Below are 18,507 nucleotides of genomic sequence, written 5' to 3' on the forward strand. Positions count from 1 at the left end.
TAACGTGCTTTTTCAAAAAATAAGATACAATAATGACCTTATTTTCCTCATTTACCTATTTCAAAGAAAAATAAGGCGCAAAAATGCTGTTAATTGAAGAGGTGACCCTCTTTTTCACTGCTAAGACGACTGATGAAGGGGAATATACCACCTCAAGCGGTTGAAATCTGGCTGCAGCCTTTGCTTCCGATGCGTGCTTTCCTGCGGAAAGCTTTCAGGCGAGCGCGGTGCTCCTACAGTTCCAAACTTCTCCCTTCGTTCCTTCTCGCTTTTCGTTACTATCTTTTGTTCAACTTATATAGCTGAAATTCATATTCTTTTATCAAAGTATACCAATTACTTCTAGATCTGAGTAGCAAAAACAGGCCGCTCATCAGTCAAGAATGACTGTTAGCGGCCTGTTTATTTATATGTTGCAGACGACTATCTAATTATCGAACAACCACCATCAACCATAAGCACATGACCAACGACATACGAAGCCATGTCGCTCAGAAGGAAGACTACCGCGTTGGCTACTTCTTCTGGCGTTCCGTAGCGTTTCAGAACCGGAAGTTGGGCAATGGCTTGCTCAAGCGCATCTACATCGTCTGTGAGCAATTCTTCATAGCGTCTCATCATTTTGGTAGGAACTGGTCCTGGAGCGACAATATTCACCCGAATTCCTTTAGCTGCAAGCTCGGCCGCTGCTGATTTACCCAAACCAATAACCGCATGTTTACTTGCAGAGTAAGCAACATCCCCCGCCATAGCAATTGTTCCATGCAAAGATGCACAGTTAACGATCGCACTGCCCGGTTTCATGTGTGGCACTGCATACTTCATCAGAAGCTGTTGTCCTCTGACATTGACATCAAACACTCTGTCGAAGGTTTCGGTCTTATAATCCTCAAGAAGCTCATTATCCCCTGTAATCGCCGAGTTGTTGTACATGTAGTCAATCGAACCAAAACGTTCAATGGTTTGGTTGACCAGGGAAATAATTTGTTCTTCCTTGGCCACATCCGTTTGGATGAATGCCGCACTTCCTCCAAGCTCCTCAATTTCGCGTACAGTCGCAACGCCATCCGCTTCAGACCGGCTTGCGATCACAACATTGGCTCCGAGCTCCGCTAAACGCAGTGCTGTAGCTCTGCCAATGCCTGTACCCCCACCTGTGATAATTGCTGTCTTCCCTTTGAATTCCTCAAATACTCTGAACATTATGAAGCACCTCGTTGTTAGTTTTTCAGAATACGATTGAACCATATACACCCTGTGGAGGTATAGGAAAATCTATCCTTTATCTATCATAACATCTCTAGAATTAATTCATATGTAAATTGTTCCATATCGATATTAATTTAGTTCTTAATTATTACTTTCATAGATTCTTACAAAGAGTAGGCCGTCATTGCGGAGAATGTTTGGACTTTCGGTCTTTGTTGTCTCCAGATTTTTCAATTGTACCGCTTTTCGCGGATAACATCCGGAGACAGCCTGTGCTTCCGATGCGAGCTTCCTCCGGAAAGCTTTCAGGCGAACGTGTTATTAGTATTATGAATAAAGAGGCTCTTGAAGTTAATGCTCTTCAAGAGCCTCTTTATTGATCCAACGTATCGATACGCTAAGGAGCCTGCTTACCCAACATTTAGATTATCTATTTCGTAAATTGTTAGTTAAATCCACTGCCCCATTAATAATATCCATTTCATATTCGATGTCATTATTTTCAAATGCTTCAGTATTTAAATACATTTTATCTTGTTGAGCTTGTTTCACCATTTGATATAGATTAGTTTGCAACTTGTCATCTAAGTCAGTAAAGTATTCTTGTTTCACAATAGACAGCCCTTTATCATAAAGGGTGTTAGCTATTTTAAAAGCAAGATCATATTCATTTGGATAACCATCACTTAGTTCTAAATCAATCTCTCCGTTCTCGCTTAAGATTTCATAAATAATCAATTGAATCTCGTTCACTAAATCATTAATTTCAATTTCCGCTAAGAATTTACTACGGTTGATTTGTCTTTCCTGCTCTCTATCATCCCTAAAGTAATTAATAAGACTTAACAATAAAGAAATGGCTTCCATAAAAAAATAAATACCTCCGAGTTATTTAGATTAATATCAATATTATAACTATTATTTTTTCAACCAACTGAGACTATCACTAATTTTCACTCATAAGTTTTTTAACGTATTCACAGTATTAGCAGTGTTTCACTTATCCCACAAGCAACCTAGCTCATTTTTAATCTATTTCAGAAAGTGAGATGTACGCCACTGGGTTGCCCCTACCAAATTTCTTTAACAATTGACCTTGGGCAAGTTGCAATTTATTGAAAATCTCATGACCTGCGTCGGTTCCTTCAAATTTCAGCTTCCCCTTATATTCTCCTTCTTCTACAACTTCCCAGCTAGTGGGTTCAAAAACACATACGACCTTGCCCTGGTCGATACCTACTGCATACTTAATGTGTTCGATACGGTTCTTGTTCATTCTCCAATGCTTTCGCGTAGCTTCATAATGATTTCGTTCTCTCAGGCCTCTATGAATTTTAAATAATACAATTTCTTCTCTCATCTATAACATCTCCTATTCTATTACTTACAGTCTCCAGATTTCTGCTGCAATGCCAGCTAACTTCTCAGTTCGTGCTTGGATTGAGACGATATCCCACTTCGGATAATCAACAAGCTGCTTGGTCATTAGAATTGATGATTGCTCATAATTCTTCTTCTTTTCTTCAAAGGGGTTATTGGATGCTGAAATATTCAAACTTGAACCCAGTAGAGTCAGATTCCCAATTTTATTGACATGGACACCATGTAAAGCTGAGTTGTCCACCCCCAAATACAACTCCCAGTCGCTGTATTCTTTCTTATTACCTCTGGATTTGATCGTTTTTGGCATAATATGCTCGATATGGACAAGAGATCGGTTTGCTATACTCTTCTCTTTACTGAAGTTTACATGGTAATCCTCAATACGCTCCAATATGTATTTACATTGATCATCTTGTCTAAAATTCTTCGTTGTAAAATTAGCAATGAAATCTTCGTCCGATGGAATATAATCAGCCCTTGTCAGCACCCCTTTTATAAATTCTACACAAGTAGAATCTACCGGAGCATTTAGCGCCAAGTGATTGAAGATTGGATCGAGATTATTCGTCGACCAGCTACAGATCGCTCGTCTCAATGCAAATGTCTCAATCAAGGTAAGTACAGTTACAAGCTGCTGTTCCGTCACTTGGTTTTTAAGTAATTTCAACAAGAGCGTATAGCTAGTCGCTACTCCAATTGCATTGATCGCCCGTAATTTTTCATTAACAGATTGATACTTTGTAGTGGCTGTACATATTTGGTTATATAAAACCGCATATTCTTTGAGATCGTCTACCAAATCTACAATAGAATCTGACTTATCAACTACGGTTTTATATCGATCATATAATCTATTAAAAGAAAATACACCTTCAGTCTTGGATAGCAATACTTGTCTAAAAAAGCGAAGATGATCCAACTGCCCAACAAGCTCAACTATTTCATCCCATGTTTCAACAATATCATCAAGTTCATCTTCGGAAGTACGCGCAGCTTTACTTAAGATGTAGTTTTTTATCAGGTCTGCTGCTGAGAGAGATAATCCCCGATCATTCAGAGTTTCAAATAATCTAAATGCATCCTTATGGGACATAACTTGAATTAAAACTACTTTCAATGAGCCGATAATCGTCTTTGCTAATTCCACCAAATCATTTTGTTTAGAAAACTGATCAATAAAAAATTGATACCCCGAATACATATTCGAATTCGTCATCTCTTTTATTTTCCGATCAACAATCGTTGCAAAATCATCCTTGTCCAGCTTACCTGGTATAAGTTTAGGCAGGTTTTGGCTGAACATTGTAGAACAATGCAAATATCCGTGAAGAGCCTCTCCAATTGACAATTCCTGTGCACCCCCGCTCTGAATTAAACTGTCGCGCAGAGCAGCAATGAGCAAGGAGAGCGTTGTCAGACGTTGTTGTCCGTCAACAACTTCAAATTGATTCAACTCAATATTATGCTGAGGATTAATAACCACTATAGAACCAAGGAAGTGATCTTCCCCAACTTCTATGTTCTGAATATCATTCCATAAATCCATCCATTGGTCTTTGCCCCATAGATATCTTCTTTGGTACACAGGGACAATAAACTGTTCATTTCCAACAGAAAACAAACGCATTACCGACATTTCATTAGCTTCAATGGTTTTCTTCAATGAAAATTACCTCTCTCTAGTTCAATGGTAGTATATTAATGGGAATATTCGACATATACACCTATAAAACCTTCATATTTGGAAATTCCAAGCGTATAACCTTTGACTTAGAAACCAAGAAATCCCCCTCATCATACTTCTATCTCTCCACCCATATACATAAGAAGAACAGCTCCCGCTTAAGCGCGGAGCTTACGTTAGACTCTGCCAGTACACGGTGCGTTAGAAGAAGGAAGGAGAGATGGGTTCATGCCCGGCGATGATGAACTGAAAGCGCTAGAGAGGGCCATTGCGGAGATTACGGAGATTGCTACCGGCTTCGGGCTGGATTTCTATCCGATGCGGTATGAGATCTGTCCTGCCGATATTATTTACACGTTCGGTGCCTATGGGATGCCGACCCGGTTCGGCCATTGGAGCTTCGGAAAAACTTTTCATAAAATGAAGTCTCAATATGATTTCGGCTTAAGCAAAATCTACGAGTTGGTCATCAACTCCAACCCGTGCTATGCGTTCCTGCTGGATGGCAATTCGCTCATCCAGAACAAGCTAATTGTAGCTCACGTGCTGGCCCACTGCGATTTCTTCAAGAACAATGCCCGCTTCTCCATCTCCAACCGGAATATGGTCGAGAGTATGTCGGCTACGGCTGACCGGATCGCCGACTATTCGGTGACCTACGGCACGGAGGCCGTAGAGAGCTTTATTGATTCCGTACTTGCGATCCAGGAGCATATCGATCCTAGCTTAATCCAGCCGCGCAAGCTCGGTAAGACCCATCTGCTGGAAGCGAAGATGAAAGACCGCAAGGATACACCACCCGGCAGCAACGCTCCAGCCAACCCTTATGACGAACTATGGAAACTGGATCAGGTCAACGCAGTTCCCCCGGAGCCAGTACCTAGTAATCGTGCTTTTCCGCCAGAGCCGGAGAAGGATATCGTCTGGTTCATTCAGCAATATTCCACATCGCTCGAGGATTGGCAGCGGGACATTATGACGATGCTGCATGACGAGATGCTCTATTTTTGGCCGCAGATGGAAACAAAGATCATGAACGAAGGTTGGGCTTCCTACTGGCATCAGCGGATCGTACGCGAGCTGGACCTGACGTCGGAGGAAACAGTGGAATACGCCAAGCTGAATTCCTCAGTGGTGCAGCCCTCCCGCCAGAGCCTGAACCCCTACTACCTCGGCCTAAAAATATTCGAAGATATCGAGCGCCGCTGGGATCGCGATAAAATCTTCGAGGTACGCGAGCTGGATTCCGACACCTCTTTTATCCGCAGCTATCTGTCCAAGGAACTGGTCAATGATCTGGATCTTTATGTCTTTGAGAAGAAAGGTCCTGAGTGGAAAATTACCGACAAAGCCTGGGAAAATGTCCGAGACCAGCTGGTACTGGCTCGCGTGAACGGTGGCTCCCCTTACCTCGTCATCAAGGATGCCGATTATGAGCGGAACGGCGAGCTGTACATTGAACATCGCTATGAGAGCATTGAGCTGGACCTGAAATATTTGGAGCGGACGCTCCCGCATATCTATGCCTTGTGGGGCCGCACGGTGCATTTGCAGACGGTTGTGGAGGAGAAGAAGGCGCTGTTCACCTATGATGGGAAAAAGGTGCAGCGGCGGTTTATGTAACAAAAGGTTTGACCACCGCGTTGAGCCAAACCTCGCGCCCCGAGAGGCACACGCGGTACGGAAATTGCAAGAAGATGCATATATAGGAAAAGCCCGCTCGCACTATCCTGTGCGTTGCGGGCCTTTTTGACGATCGATACAATAGGAATACTATCAGACAAATATTGTGAGGGGCGTAGAAGTACAATCCCTCGTCGGTTAGACTTTTAACCAAACCACATCTGGCACGCAGATTATTATTGCTCTGATCGTTCTTTCACAGGCACATAAATCTCCATCACCGTATCTACCCGAGAATGACAGCGCTCGTCGTAGAACTCAAAATCCAGCTTGCCCTCATCATATATATAATTGCTCCCAGGAAACCAGTCTTCAAAAATATACTTCCAAGTGCTCTTGATCACCTGAACAAAATCCCTCTGATCCTTACCCTCCGAGGTATCCACGGGTGGCGTAGTAAACACAGCATATTCGGCTTCAGGAACTTGGGCAGTCAGCATATCCCCGGTCACCTGGTCGAAGTCTTCTACAATCACACCCAGCAGATATGTGGCGTTTCCGTTTTCAGAGGCAGGGATACATAACCCGACCTCCCCATGCTTAGGCGGATTCAAAATATCGTACATTTTGGATTCCAAATTTTCTCCTTCATATTGACTCCAGAAAGAAGCGACATCCTTCGTATAGTTACCTTCAGCCACATTCGTTTGGATTCCATAACCGGCAACCTTGAAAGCTGGCTTCTTTACAATAATAGGGTTCATCAAATAACCTCCGATTTCAAAAATAGTTCCATCCTGAAGAAATCCATCCATCCGCGCAGCATACTGCGAGGGGCTGTAACCAAAAGCTTTGCGGAACGCCTTGGTAAAACCGCTCTGTGTCTCAAAGCCATAATCTTGCGCGATATCTATGATCCTTCTTCCATTAAATAATTCAATTGAGGCCAAAGACAGCCTCCGGCTCCGTACATACTCCATTACCGTCATTTCTTTGCACAAACTGAACACCCGGCAAAAATGATACAACGAGTACCCGGATGCAGCGGCAATATCTTCAGCCGTTAAATCTTCTTTAATATTTTGTTCAATGTATTCGATGCATCGCTCAATATCCTTACTGTAATTCAAGCACTCACCCAACCTTTCCCCGTACGGTGATTTCATTATAACAACTGGCTGCCAAGGTGACTGTTCCTGTTTTGCTAAAAAAATCGGGGTTGGGAAAATACCCTCATCGCTTTATGTTGTGTCATTCAGGTTCCAGGATGAATAGAATAGGCTGATATCATTATCTTACAAATGGAGGTATTCCCATGAATTATTGGCACCAATATTCCAGCCGGCAAGATCATCCACAGCCCGTTTATCCATATACACCTCGTTACACTCAGTACCCTTATTCTCATTACTTTCATCACCGTTCGGAAGGTATTACAACTCCTCCTCCCCAAGACAACCAGAATCCGAAGCAGCATATTGTGAATGGTCAATTGAACGCAAGTGTGGACAGTGGGCAAGGCATTACTGTAAAAACAGGAGCGGACGTTGGCGGTAAGCATGGCGCTGGGTTTAATGCCGGTGGACATCTAAACTACAATGGCGTAGGTACGTATGCAGATGGTCACCTGGGGTCAGAGCAATATGGCATCCACGCACAGGCCAACACTCATCTGAACAGTAGTCAAGGCTTTGGGCTCAATACCGAGGCACAGGCCGGGGGCAAATACGGGATTAATGCACAAGCGAATTCGCATCTCAGCGCCAGTCAAGGCGTCGGATTTAATACTGAAGCGCAACTGGGTGGCCAGTACGGATTAAACGCTAATGCAGAGGGGCACTTAAGCCAAAGTCAGGGTGCTGGGTTCAATACCGGATTGCACCTTGGTGGAGACAATGGTGTTGGGGCACAGGCCAAAGCCCAGTTTGGGGGCGGTCAGGGAGCTGGCCTTGGAATCAACGGGCACTTTGGCAAATACAACGGGGAGTTGGGCTTTAATCTAGGCGGCAAAATCAATGAATCCAAGGATTCAGAGGAATAAAGAAAAAGGAATATCCTAAGCCAGTTGCGATGGCTCAGGATATTCCTTTTTAATTTAAATTATATAGCTGCTGTCCCTTAAGTTACTTCCCGTTCAACCTATATATTCATCAGCGGTTCAGCAGGCTGCCGACATAGCGCAACAGTTCATTGGCGCATACTGGGCAGTAGTTGTGCTCATCGATGAGACGTCTCGTCACCTCGTTGATCCGTTTCAGCTGGCTCTCATCCGGGGTTTTGGAGGAGGTTGTGATTTTGACAATATCCTTGAGATCGGCGAACAGCTTCTTCTCAATGGCTTCACGCAGCCGGTCATGATTGTTGTATTCGAACTTCTTCCCTTTACGGGAATAGGCGGAGATCCGAATCAGAATCTCTTCCCGGAACGCCTTCTTGGCATTCTCGGAGATGCCGATCTGCTCTTCAATGGAGCGCATCAGCCGCTCATCCGGCTCCATCTCCTCATCGGTGAGAGGATCACGGATTTTGGACCAGTTGCAGAAGGCCTCGATGTTGTCGAGATAATTCTCGAACAGTGTTTTGGCCGACTCTTCGAAGGAGTAGACGAATGCCTTTTGCACTTCGCTTTTGGCTAAAATGTCGTATTCCTTGCGGGCAATGGAGATAAAGTTCAGATACCGCTCCCGCTCCTCCTTGGTGATGGAAGGATGCTGGTCCAGGCCGTCCTTGATCGCCCGCAGAACATCCAATGCATTCATGCACTGCAAATCACCTTTGATCAGCGCACTGGAGATCCGGTTGATGACATAGCGTGGATCTATGCCGGACATCCCTTCGTCCTGATACTCAGTTTGCATTTCCTTCAGGTCCGCTTCCTTGTAGCCCTCAACCTCTTCCCCGTCATACATCCGCAGCTTCTTGATGAGATCCATCCCCTGCTTCTTGCTCTCCTTCAGACGGGTCAGAATCGAGAATATCGCAGCGGCACGCAGCGCATGGGGGGCAATATGCACATGCTTCATGTCGCTTTGGGAAATGAGCTTCGCATAAATTTTTTCCTCTTCAGAAACTCTGAGGTTGTACGGAACGGGCATGACGATCATACGGGACTGCAGCGCCTCATTCTTTTTATTGGAGATAAAGGATTTGTACTCCGTTTCGTTGGTATGGGCCACAATAAGCTCATCCGCACTAATTAACGCGAACCGCCCAGCCTTGAAGTTCCCCTCTTGGGTCAGCGACAGCAGGTTCCAGAGGAATTTTTCATCGCATTTCAGCATCTCCTGGAATTCCATCAGTCCCCGGTTGGCTTTGTTCAACTCCCCGTCGAAACGATATGCGCGCGGATCGGACTCTGAACCGAATTCAGTAATGGTGGAGAAGTCGATGCTGCCAGTCAGATCGGCAATATCCTGCGACTTGGGATCGGATGGACTGAAGGTACCGATGCCCACCCGCTCTTCCTCCGACAAAATGACGCGCACTACGCCAACCTTCTCAATGTCGCCACCGTATTCGTTCTTCAGTCGCATTTGGCAGGAGGGGCACAGGTTGCCCTCGATGCGCACATCAAGCTCTCGTTCAATCTCGGGACGCAGCTCATGCGGAATCAAATGCAGCGGGTCCTCATGCATCGGGCAGCCCTCAATAGCATACACGGCACCTTCCGGCGTTCTTGAATATTGCTCCAGGCCACGTTTGAGTAGCGTAACGAGTGTCGATTTCCCTCCGCTGACAGGCCCCATCAAGAGCAGAATCCGTTTGCGAACATCCAGGCGCCGCGCAGCGGAATGGAAGTATTCCTCCACCAGCTTTTCCACGGCCCGGTCCAGACCGAAAATCTCCTGTTCAAAAAACTTATACCTCTTGCGTCCATTAATTTCCTCTACGCCGTGAGATTTGATCATGTCGTATACACGGGAGTGAGCGGTTTTAGCGGGAGATGGGTCTTTCTTCAGCAGTTCAACATATTCCTTGAAGGTGCCGTTCCACGCCAAACGGTCGTTCTCAGCCCGATACGAAGCTATACGCTCAAAAATGTCCATTGCTCGCTGCCTCCTCTTGCGCTCCTATTGCTCCTCTATGGCTCCAAATGGCTTTCAAAAGTGTATTACATACCTATGCGGCAAGCCCCGAATAGTTGACCTATTTTTTGCTGTGCTATAATAGAGAATCAGTAAATCACCCCACAAAGTCAGGCATGGACGATTATGCCTGTTTTAAATATCGGGCGCAGACCCTGCGAGTATGGGGTACAGGAGTGACAAACTATGGCCGTACGGCATGAAACGGAGCTGTATGCTCCATTAAAGGTTTTTTTTGAAAAGCAGGGTTATGAGATCAAGGGCGAGGTACGGACCTGCGACCTGGTAGGCATTCGTGAGAACGGGGAGCCCCCGCTGATTGTGGAGCTGAAAAAATCCTTCAACCTCGCCCTGCTGCTGCAGGGGGTTGAACGGCTAAAGCTTAGCCCGAACGTCTATCTTGCAGTCGAGCGCAATCGGGACAAGAAGGGTGCGGTCAATCAGCGCTGGGGCGAGCTGAGCGGACTGTGCCGCCGGCTCGGCATCGGGCTCATCACCGTGACCTTCTATAAGACGAAGGCGCCGGTGGTAGAAGTGCTGGCCGAGCCGGACGAGACCTTGCCCGCCGGGCGCGGCGGTGGTCGAAAGCGCGAGCGCCTGCTCTATGAGTTCCATGAGCGCAGCGGCGACTACAACACCGGCGGCAGCACGGGCGTTAAGCTCGTCACCGCCTATCGGGAGAAGGCGCTGCGCGTGGCTCTTGCGCTGCAGGAGGCGGAAGCCGAGCTGCAGGGAGTCCGTTCAGCGCGCGGCAGCGCTGAACGGGACGCTGGGACGGCTGCTGCGGGGCAGCCGTCGGAGTTCGCTTCCGCCGACACAGCGGAAGCGAAACAGTCCGAGCTGCAGCTGCTGGCTGCTCGGACTGAGATGGCCGCCGCTGGCAGCGCGGCGGCAGAGCGCTCCGCCGGCATCACCCCGGCGGAGCTGCGCAAGCGCAGCGGAGTGCCCGGCGCGGCGGCCATCCTGCAGCACAACTACTACGGCTGGTTCCTGCGGATCACCCGTGGCCGCTACACCCTCACCAAGGGCGGGCATGCCGCCCTGGTGGAATATGCCGCTGTCACCGGAAACCGGACAGCGGGCCTGTAACAGCAGCGATCCTTTCCGGCCCAGCTTTATAGCCAACTAATTCACCAGTAACCACACATCAGACCTGTGACACTAGAGATCCTATCCGGCCCAGCTTTATAACCGACTAGTTCGCTGGGAACCGGACAACGGACATATATCAACAGCGCCGTCAGCAGCTTCCGGCAGGGCCAAAGAATAGCTCGCATGCATATGACTCCGCAAGCGCAATCCGAGCGGCGGCCAAACTTCACCGCCCTATAAACAAAAAGCATCCCGGCCCACGGGATGCTTCTTCACGTTATTCAAGTCACGCCTGTTCCGGGGCAGCGTACACCCGACCAGCCACTTTAGCTACGGGCGGTAAACTCGGTAACCGCCTCGCTCATCAGGTTCATGCCGAGCAGCAGTTCATCACGGCCCGGATGGGTAAAGTTCAGACGGATATATTGCCCCCCGCCATCTACACTGCACAGAGGTCCGGGCAGAAAGGCAACTCCCTTACCAAGCGCGCAGCGGAGCAGCGCATGGACGTCCAATCCCTCTGGCAGGGACACCCAGAGGAACATGCCACCGACCGGAAGATTATATGAGCTTTGCTTCCAGGCGGGGCGCTTTAGCAGCTCAATCATCAACTTGAATCGGGTATGATACTCCCGGTTCAGCAGCTTGATATGCTCCCGCAAATCAAATGCGGAAACATCCAGCAAGTGATGTAGCAGCCGCTGGTTCAGAGAACTCGACTGCCAGTCCGCCATTTGCTTGGCCGCAGCCATCATTGAAATCAGCTCCCGGCTGCCAGCCGCCCAGCCCGTGCGCAGCGCAGGAGCAACCGTTTTACTAAAGGAGCCGATGTAGAGTACATGTCCACCGTCACTGACATTTTCCAGCGCATAGAGCGATGGGTACTTGGCGACAGGATGCTCATTGTACCGCTCAAAGTGCAGATCTCCATAAGAATCATCCTCTACAATCAGCACATCATGCGCGATACAAAGCTCCAGAATCTCCTTGCGCCGCGCAAGACTCCATAGAACTCCGCTTGGATTGGTAAAGCTCGGCGCTGCATACAGCATCTTGGGACGGTGCTGAAGGATCTGGCTTCGCAGATGATCTGGAAGCAATCCATCACTGTCGCCCTGGACTGGAATAATCACCGCACCTTGCATCCGCAACGCCTGAAGCATGCCCGGCGAAGTTGGATTCTCGACCAGCACACAATCTCCAGGATCAATATAGACCCGGGATAGTAGATCAATAGCCTGCTGGCTGCCTGTTGTCAGTAGCACTCCGCCTTCGGCGACGGCCACTCCTTTGGCTTTGAGCCAGTCCCCCGTTAGCCATTCACGCAGTGGCCCATACCCCTCGGGATCTCCATACTGAAGAGCCCCGGCATCAACAGAGATGACCGTGGATGCTGTCTCGGCAAGCAAGGACAGCGGGAATAACTCTTCCGCAGGTAATTCTTCGGCTAACGATATCATGGAGCCTCTCCGCGTTTGGGTCCGTATGCTCAGGAGCTGTGATGACAACAGCGTGTGCGCACGTGCGGAAAAGTCGTATTTCATGCGAAATTCCCCCTCCCTCGTTCCAAGAATATTCAGACCCTGTCAGCATTATGTCGTCCTGCTCTAGCTCAAGCGTAGATTTGTCGATGCTGTCTGGAGAAGAGAGCGAATTTCTCAATCGCTTGTGCCCTTGTGGTGACATCCAGCTTCACATAGATTTTGCGAAGATAGTTATCAATGGAGCGCCGACTCACATCAATCTCCAGCGCAATTTTGTCATATGTGACCCCCTGCACAATTCGTTCCATTATAAAAGTCTCTGTCTGGGTTAATTGCAGAACGCTGTCGAGTCCTTTGGACGGGGATATCGGCCAGAAGCCCTTCTTGATCCATTCGAGCGGAACAGAGAGAAAACCTTCCCGTAATCCATTAATCAACTGAAGCAATTGTCCGGGTGAGGCACCTTTGGATAGTATGCCGCTGGCCCCAAGTTCTATAAATGACTGCAGCAGTTCTCTGCCATCTTCATCGGTCATAACAACAAAATGAGAGGTTGGCGAACTGTTCTTCATATCAAACAGCACACTCTCTACCTCTCCATCTGGCATTTGATAATCGGTAAGCACCAGATCAGGCTGCTTCTCCCGCACTACTGCGGCCCCTTCGGTCCATGTAGAATACATCCCCAGAACCTCCAGCTCTCCCCCTTCTTCCAGAATCAATTTCGTTCCAAGCATGCTTGTGGGATGACATCCCACAATGACCACCTGCCAAACCTTCATCATTGACGCCCAGACCTCCTGCTTTATATGTATTTACCCAGAATGGAAAGCGCCGCGGCGTTTCCGGTTTGACGCAAGCAAGGATATATGATGTCTTATTGATTTATTCCTCTCTATTACTTACCTTGAATACGTCCCACAGATATTCCAATCTATAGCAAATTGTATCGCAGTAGTTTAATAGGATGCAATTATTTTTTATCATGATCTGACTCTCTTACATTTTTGCGAAAATAATCAAAGTCTGATAGAATGGGGACTTGAAAAGAACAAGCCCCGAGGTGATAAAATGCAACCGCTAGCGGAATCGACACCGATTCAATCGCGCCGTACAGCTGCGAGAAACGGCTCGTCCGTAAAATGGTTTTTACTGTTCTGGGTTGTGATGATCGGAATTGGCGTTTATGCCGTGTATAGTTACACCAACCATCTGAAGCAGCAAGTGCTGAGTCAGCTCAGCGCGCAAAGCCAGCAGCAGCTTACCGTTTTGAAGACCGATTATGAGTCCAAAATCGCCGCTCTCTCTGATGAAGTGAAGGAACTGCAGAGCACTGTGCAGACCTTCAATGAACTGTTGACCTTCACCAAGGACAATGCGAGTGCCAAGACAGACAATAGCAACAAGCTGTATACCCAGCTTAGCGAGGTACGCAAGCAGCTTGATGCCCTCAAGAAAGAAATGGATCTACTCAAATGATGACACCTGTCAAAAGAGTCAACCGCTTCTTCATGATGCTAACCGCTCCGTTCATCGGCCTCTTGATTGGTCTATGGTGGATTCAACCCCCGCTTGATTTGCAGCTCCATGTAGATCAATTCTCTCCTGTTCAGGGACCTATGGCGGAGACTGGCTTACTCAAACAAGAACTGATCCAAGCCCAGGCTACTGCAGCCTACACCATAGATTCTGTGAGTGCCAGTGCCAAGCTCTACAAAGCCACCACCAACGAAATGAACCAAATTGTGAATACAGCTCAGACGCAGGCCTCGCGCCCACAGATCATTTACAATCGCCGGATTAGCGCCAGACTTGGCATTCCTTCCGAAGTCGTTAGCAGCGATCGTGTTGTCATCGAACTGTTCCAGCTTAATCCAGGAAATTATAAAGCTTATGCTCTGAAAATCAAACTTAAAGATGCATCAGCCGCAACCATGAGCCTCGCGGATGCAGTGAACGGAGCGGAGACCACAATGCAAGCCGTCAGCCGCAGCGGCGCTATCGCCGGGATTAATGCTGGTGGTTTTGCAGACAAAGATGGCAAACGCTATCCGTTAAGCACAACTGTAATCGGGGGCCAATATTTGAACGGCTTTGAGTCCAGCTATAAGGACCTTAGCTTCGTCGGACTGAATAAGAACGGCAAGCTGATCGGCGGTAAATTTTACAGCCGAGAGCAATTGGACCAGTTGGAACCACAATTTGGCGCAACCTTCGTTCCTGTTCTTTTGAAGGACAGCATGAAGATGCCGATCCCGGAGAAGTGGAAGACATCACCCAAGCGAGCCCCTCGCACAGTGATGGGCAAATATAAAGATGATCAGCTCCTGATTCTGGTCGCTGACGGATACAATGAAAATGGCAGTTCCGGTGCTACGCTGGAGGAATTACAGAACAAGCTCTTTAATATGGGAGTTATAGATGCATATAATTTGGATGGAGGAGGCTCTTCCTCGCTGATCTTTAACGGAAGAGTCGTGAACAAGCCTTCGGACGGTAATTTGCGGCCTGTGCCTACGAATTTCCTGTTTTTTAAGTAATATGATAGATTGTCTATGCCACTTCTCACATTTACGTTTATTTTTACCAGATGAACGGGTATAATCATGATAACGAATACAGTCCCTTTTGGAGGTGCCCGGCATGTCGTTTTCATTGACCTTTTGGATTGTTACCCTTGTTTTCGCTTTATTCCTGACAGGCATTTTGACTGCCTCTTACAACGAAGATAAAACCAAAGGCCTCTAGAGAATTTTCGATTTTGCGTGAAGCAAACACAGGACCGCTTGGCCCCTCTTTCAAAAAGTGACTGGCGAGCCCGGCTGAATAAGAAAAAGCACCGCAGAAGCGCGGTGCTTTTTCTTATGTAATCATAGTTTGAGTGACCTCTCTATCCGAGAAGCCGAAACCGTTATATTATGCATGTCTTTGCAAATGAGTCATCTCTGTAAGGCACTCGGCACAAATATAACGATCTTTATACTCGCTTACTTCTTCCATCGATCCGCAGAACACACATTTCGGACGGTAGCGCTCCAAAATAATATGGTCGCCTTGTACCAAAATTTCCACCGGATCTCCTTCATTCATTTGATATCTCTTGCGTAAGGATTTTGGCAGAACAATTCTACCAAGCTGATCCACTTTGCGAACTACTCCAGCAGGTTTCATATCTAACTTACACCTCTCCTGTTCAACTAAATAATGGATTACATATTTATATCGGACCTGTACTAAGATTTCGTTATGAAATTGTCGAATCCTGCTGAATTATTAAAAAAACATGTCTTATTTTAAACAAGTTGTGGAAAATCCAGCTGACGAAGCGCTTCGTATACAATAATCGCTGCCGAATTTGACAAATTAAGCGATCTCACCGCTGTACTCATCGGCATCCGCATGCAGGTTTCCTTCCCTGCTTCGAGAATCTCTGCAGGAAGACCCTTGGTTTCCTTGCCAAACACAAAGAAATCGCCATCCTGGAATTCAAAATCACTGTACCGCTTGTCCGCCTTTGTCGTTGCATAGAAAAAACGTCCTTCGCTGTATTTCTCCAGAACTTCCGCAAAGGAATCATGATATTCAATGTGGACCGCATGCCAGTAGTCCAGCCCTGCCCGTTTCAGTGTAGCATCATCCGTGCGGAACCCCAGCGGGCGTACCAAATGTAGATGCGTACCTGTCGCCGCACAAGTGCGTGAGATATTGCCGGTGTTTGCCGGGATTTCCGGCTCGACCAGAACGATGTGAAGTGCCATAGTCTGTAATTCCTCTCTGTCCGGACTTAAAGCCGCCCGGGATTGTTGATTTTTAAAGCAGAAAACCTTCCGCCTATTGGCGGAAGGTCAGGAACAGCGATCATTAACCTTGAGTTTGCCGGAAATGCTTCATGAAATCGGCAAGTGCCTTAACGCTCTCGTAAGGAACAGCGTTGTAAATGGAAGCGCGCAGGCCGCCAACACTACGATGACCCTTGAGACCGATAAAGCCTTCTTGTTCAGCAGCTTTTACAAATTGCTTCTCCAGGTCTTCCGACTGCATCCGGAACGTAACGTTCATGATGGAGCGGCTGCCTTGATCTGCAACGCCACGGTAGAAACCGTCGCTTCCATCAATGTATTCATATAAAAGACCGGCCTTTTCACGGTTTTTGGATTCAACTCCAGCCAAGCCGCCCTGCTCTTCAATCCATTTTAACACTTCATTAACCATATATACAGAGAAAGATGGTGGCGTATTGTACAGAGAGTTATTCTTCGTATGAGTGCTGTAGCGCAGGATCGTCGGAATATGGGAAGGAGATTCAGCAATAAGCTCTTCCTTCGCGATCACAACTGTTACCCCGGACGGTCCCAGATTCTTCTGGGCACCTGCGTAAATCAGGCCGAACTTGTTCACATCGAACGAGCGACTCAGAATATCACTGGACATATCGCCAATGAGTGGAATAGAACCGGAATCCGGGTACTCCGCGTACTGTGTGCCTTCGATTGTTTCATTCGACGTTATATGCAGATAAGCCGCATTGTCCGCAGCCTTGATGGAGCTCAGCTCAGGAATCTTCAGAAATTTCTGATCTTCCGAGGAAGCTGCGACATGAACACCGCCCACCAGCTTAGCTTCTTTGTAAGCTTTATCAGCCCAGCTGCCCGTCATCACGTAGCTGCCCACTTTACCTTCGGAAAGGAAGTTGAGCGGGATCATTGCAAATTGGGTACTCGCTCCACCCTGAGTGAACAAAACCTTATAGCCTGTCGGGTTGCCCAGCAGTGAAAGCAGACGCTGTTGTGCTTCATTATGCACAGATTCGTATATGGCTCCACGGTGCGACATCTCCATAATAGACATTCCGCTCTCCCGAAAATCCACAAACTCCGCTTGTGCGCGTTCTAGTACTTCTAACGGCAATGCCGCAGGACCGGCATTAAAATTGTATGCTCTCTTGCTCAAAACTCTCCCACCCTTTCTCTACTATGAATCTGGATATCGATATGATAGCAGTAATCTCACACACCAGCAAGTATAATTATTCACATAAGAGATGAGTTTATACCCTAAGAAAGCTTGAAAAACTCATAAGAACGGCGCCAGTGCTTGCTTTGACGCGGTAAAAGACTAATGTTCACAAAAACTTCAGGAGAGATCACATGGCCTTCTCCCCACAAAGCTATTTTTGAAATCGGGAAATCTCCGCTTTCTCTCAGACCGATTCCACTTGGCTTATGAATCAGCTCCCAGTTGAAATCTACTTCGCCTTTGGCGCCTATGGAGAGCAGGCAGTAGAATGGACGATCCGGCTGGCGCTTCCACCCCAATCGTTCTCCATCCGTCAACAGCAATTCCGATGTATAAGCGGATTCGGGCTTCTCAACAGAAATAACCCCTGGCATCCGTAGTTCATAGTCCACTCCGACCGGATTATTGTCGATCCCGACAAAATTATGAACATATTCTTCTGTTTCGATAGTCTTTGTTCCTTTGTTTTCAAACGTATAGTCAATGGTCAATGTATTCTGAGCGATGGCTATCCTCTTAGTTAAGAGCATACTGTACCCATTACACTCCATTGGCTGTACCGTATACGTGATGGAGTCCGAACTGGCCTCTATTTCAGTAACAAACGAAGTCCGCTTGTAATCCCCCATAAAGGTGTAGGGGTCCAGATCCTCCCTCTGCAACAGGCCGACACCTGGCTTCGGGAACCAGCCGCCCACCGGAGCCTCGTCATATCCAATGGCCTGAGAAATGGCGAATTCGTTACATAATCCGCTGCCGCCGCTACCATGTCCGGGAATCAGACTTTCCGGCACACAAAACGTGTGTTTTCCCTGCTCTAGAGTTACTTGTGTGATAAATCCTGTCCAGTCGAAACGGGAGCCTGTATAGGCTCCCAACTCAGCAATTTCGACCGACAGGATGCCATTCGATAATATATTGCTCATATAGA

17 protein-coding genes are annotated in these 18,507 nt (G+C 47.4%); 5 read left to right on the forward strand and 12 right to left on the reverse strand.

The features are described from left to right. Positions 1-423: 423 nt before the first annotated feature. From AC3Y23_RS21030 to AC3Y23_RS21045, 4 genes are all read right to left on the reverse strand, one after another. Complete coding sequence (locus tag AC3Y23_RS21030) at positions 424-1,203, reverse strand: SDR family NAD(P)-dependent oxidoreductase (RefSeq protein ID WP_379202653.1); 780 nt, start codon at positions 1,201-1,203, stop codon at positions 424-426. Positions 1,204-1,635: 432 nt separating this feature from the next. Beyond that, positions 1,636-2,076, reverse strand: coding sequence for a hypothetical protein (locus AC3Y23_RS21035; protein WP_379202655.1), 441 nt, complete (start codon positions 2,074-2,076; stop codon positions 1,636-1,638). A 160-nt stretch (positions 2,077-2,236) separates the two neighbouring features. After that, the gene (locus tag AC3Y23_RS21040) at positions 2,237-2,569 is read right to left on the reverse strand and encodes a hypothetical protein (protein ID WP_379202657.1); all 333 of its coding nucleotides are present in this window, start codon (positions 2,567-2,569) and stop codon (positions 2,237-2,239) included. A 24-nt stretch (positions 2,570-2,593) separates the two neighbouring features. Further along, positions 2,594-4,255 carry a DUF262 domain-containing protein gene (locus AC3Y23_RS21045; RefSeq protein WP_379202659.1) on the reverse strand — a complete coding sequence of 554 codons (1,662 nt, stop codon included), beginning with the start codon at positions 4,253-4,255 and terminating at the stop codon, positions 2,594-2,596. A gap of 249 nt (positions 4,256-4,504) precedes the next feature. Here AC3Y23_RS21045 and AC3Y23_RS21050 point away from each other — a divergent pair, with 249 nt between their 5' ends. After that, entirely contained in the window at positions 4,505-5,899 is a 1,395-nt protein-coding gene (locus tag AC3Y23_RS21050) for a SpoVR family protein (protein ID WP_379202661.1), read from the forward strand. A gap of 236 nt (positions 5,900-6,135) precedes the next feature. Here AC3Y23_RS21050 and AC3Y23_RS21055 read toward each other — a convergent pair whose 3' ends face one another. Further along, a complete protein-coding gene (locus AC3Y23_RS21055; protein WP_379202663.1) occupies positions 6,136-7,029 on the reverse strand; it encodes an AraC family transcriptional regulator in 894 nt (297 codons plus the stop codon). Between the two features lie 185 nt (positions 7,030-7,214). On the opposite strand from AC3Y23_RS21055, the gene AC3Y23_RS21060 reads away from it, so the two are divergent. Then, positions 7,215-7,940: a hypothetical protein gene (locus AC3Y23_RS21060; protein ID WP_379202665.1), complete on the forward strand. Its 726-nt coding sequence runs from the start codon at positions 7,215-7,217 to the stop codon at positions 7,938-7,940. Positions 7,941-8,049: 109 nt separating this feature from the next. Here the strand turns inward: AC3Y23_RS21060 and AC3Y23_RS21065 are convergent, their stop codons facing one another. Next, positions 8,050-9,945 carry a PrkA family serine protein kinase gene (locus AC3Y23_RS21065; RefSeq protein WP_379202667.1) on the reverse strand — a complete coding sequence of 632 codons (1,896 nt, stop codon included), beginning with the start codon at positions 9,943-9,945 and terminating at the stop codon, positions 8,050-8,052. A 225-nt stretch (positions 9,946-10,170) separates the two neighbouring features. On the opposite strand from AC3Y23_RS21065, the gene AC3Y23_RS21070 reads away from it, so the two are divergent. Next, positions 10,171-11,073: a DUF2161 family putative PD-(D/E)XK-type phosphodiesterase gene (locus tag AC3Y23_RS21070; RefSeq protein ID WP_379202670.1), complete on the forward strand. Its 903-nt coding sequence runs from the start codon at positions 10,171-10,173 to the stop codon at positions 11,071-11,073. Positions 11,074-11,402: 329 nt separating this feature from the next. On the opposite strand, the gene AC3Y23_RS21075 is transcribed toward AC3Y23_RS21070, so the two are convergent. Continuing rightward, positions 11,403-12,620, reverse strand: coding sequence for an aminotransferase-like domain-containing protein (locus AC3Y23_RS21075; RefSeq protein ID WP_379202672.1), 1,218 nt, complete (start codon positions 12,618-12,620; stop codon positions 11,403-11,405). A gap of 68 nt (positions 12,621-12,688) precedes the next feature. Then, positions 12,689-13,345 carry a response regulator transcription factor gene (locus AC3Y23_RS21080; RefSeq protein WP_379202674.1) on the reverse strand — a complete coding sequence of 219 codons (657 nt, stop codon included), beginning with the start codon at positions 13,343-13,345 and terminating at the stop codon, positions 12,689-12,691. 286 nt (positions 13,346-13,631) lie between these two features. On the opposite strand from AC3Y23_RS21080, the gene AC3Y23_RS21085 reads away from it, so the two are divergent. Both AC3Y23_RS21085 and AC3Y23_RS21090 read left to right on the forward strand, forming a co-directional pair. Then, a complete protein-coding gene (locus AC3Y23_RS21085; RefSeq protein ID WP_379202676.1) occupies positions 13,632-14,039 on the forward strand; it encodes a hypothetical protein in 408 nt (135 codons plus the stop codon). Next, complete coding sequence (locus AC3Y23_RS21090; protein ID WP_379202678.1) at positions 14,036-15,100, forward strand: phosphodiester glycosidase family protein; 1,065 nt, start codon at positions 14,036-14,038, stop codon at positions 15,098-15,100. The genes AC3Y23_RS21085 and AC3Y23_RS21090 overlap by 4 nt, the downstream gene beginning before the upstream one ends. Positions 15,101-15,476: 376 nt before the next feature. Here the strand turns inward: AC3Y23_RS21090 and AC3Y23_RS21095 are convergent, their stop codons facing one another. The 4 genes from AC3Y23_RS21095 to AC3Y23_RS21110 all read right to left on the reverse strand — a co-directional run bounded on the left by AC3Y23_RS21095 (position 15,477) and on the right by AC3Y23_RS21110 (position 18,502). Beyond that, complete coding sequence (locus AC3Y23_RS21095; protein ID WP_066373981.1) at positions 15,477-15,731, reverse strand: AbrB/MazE/SpoVT family DNA-binding domain-containing protein; 255 nt, start codon at positions 15,729-15,731, stop codon at positions 15,477-15,479. A 122-nt stretch (positions 15,732-15,853) separates the two neighbouring features. Next, positions 15,854-16,318: a tRNA (uridine(34)/cytosine(34)/5-carboxymethylaminomethyluridine(34)-2'-O)-methyltransferase TrmL gene (gene trmL / locus AC3Y23_RS21100; RefSeq protein WP_175374163.1), complete on the reverse strand. Its 465-nt coding sequence runs from the start codon at positions 16,316-16,318 to the stop codon at positions 15,854-15,856. Between the two features lie 103 nt (positions 16,319-16,421). Continuing rightward, positions 16,422-17,510, reverse strand: a complete 1,089-nt coding sequence (serC, locus tag AC3Y23_RS21105; RefSeq protein ID WP_379202681.1) for a 3-phosphoserine/phosphohydroxythreonine transaminase — start codon at positions 17,508-17,510, stop codon at positions 16,422-16,424. Positions 17,511-17,614: 104 nt separating this feature from the next. Next, positions 17,615-18,502: a hypothetical protein gene (locus AC3Y23_RS21110; protein ID WP_379202683.1), complete on the reverse strand. Its 888-nt coding sequence runs from the start codon at positions 18,500-18,502 to the stop codon at positions 17,615-17,617. Between the last annotated feature and the right edge of the window lie 5 nt (positions 18,503-18,507).

This window comes from Paenibacillus sp. MAHUQ-45 (assembly GCF_058133325.1).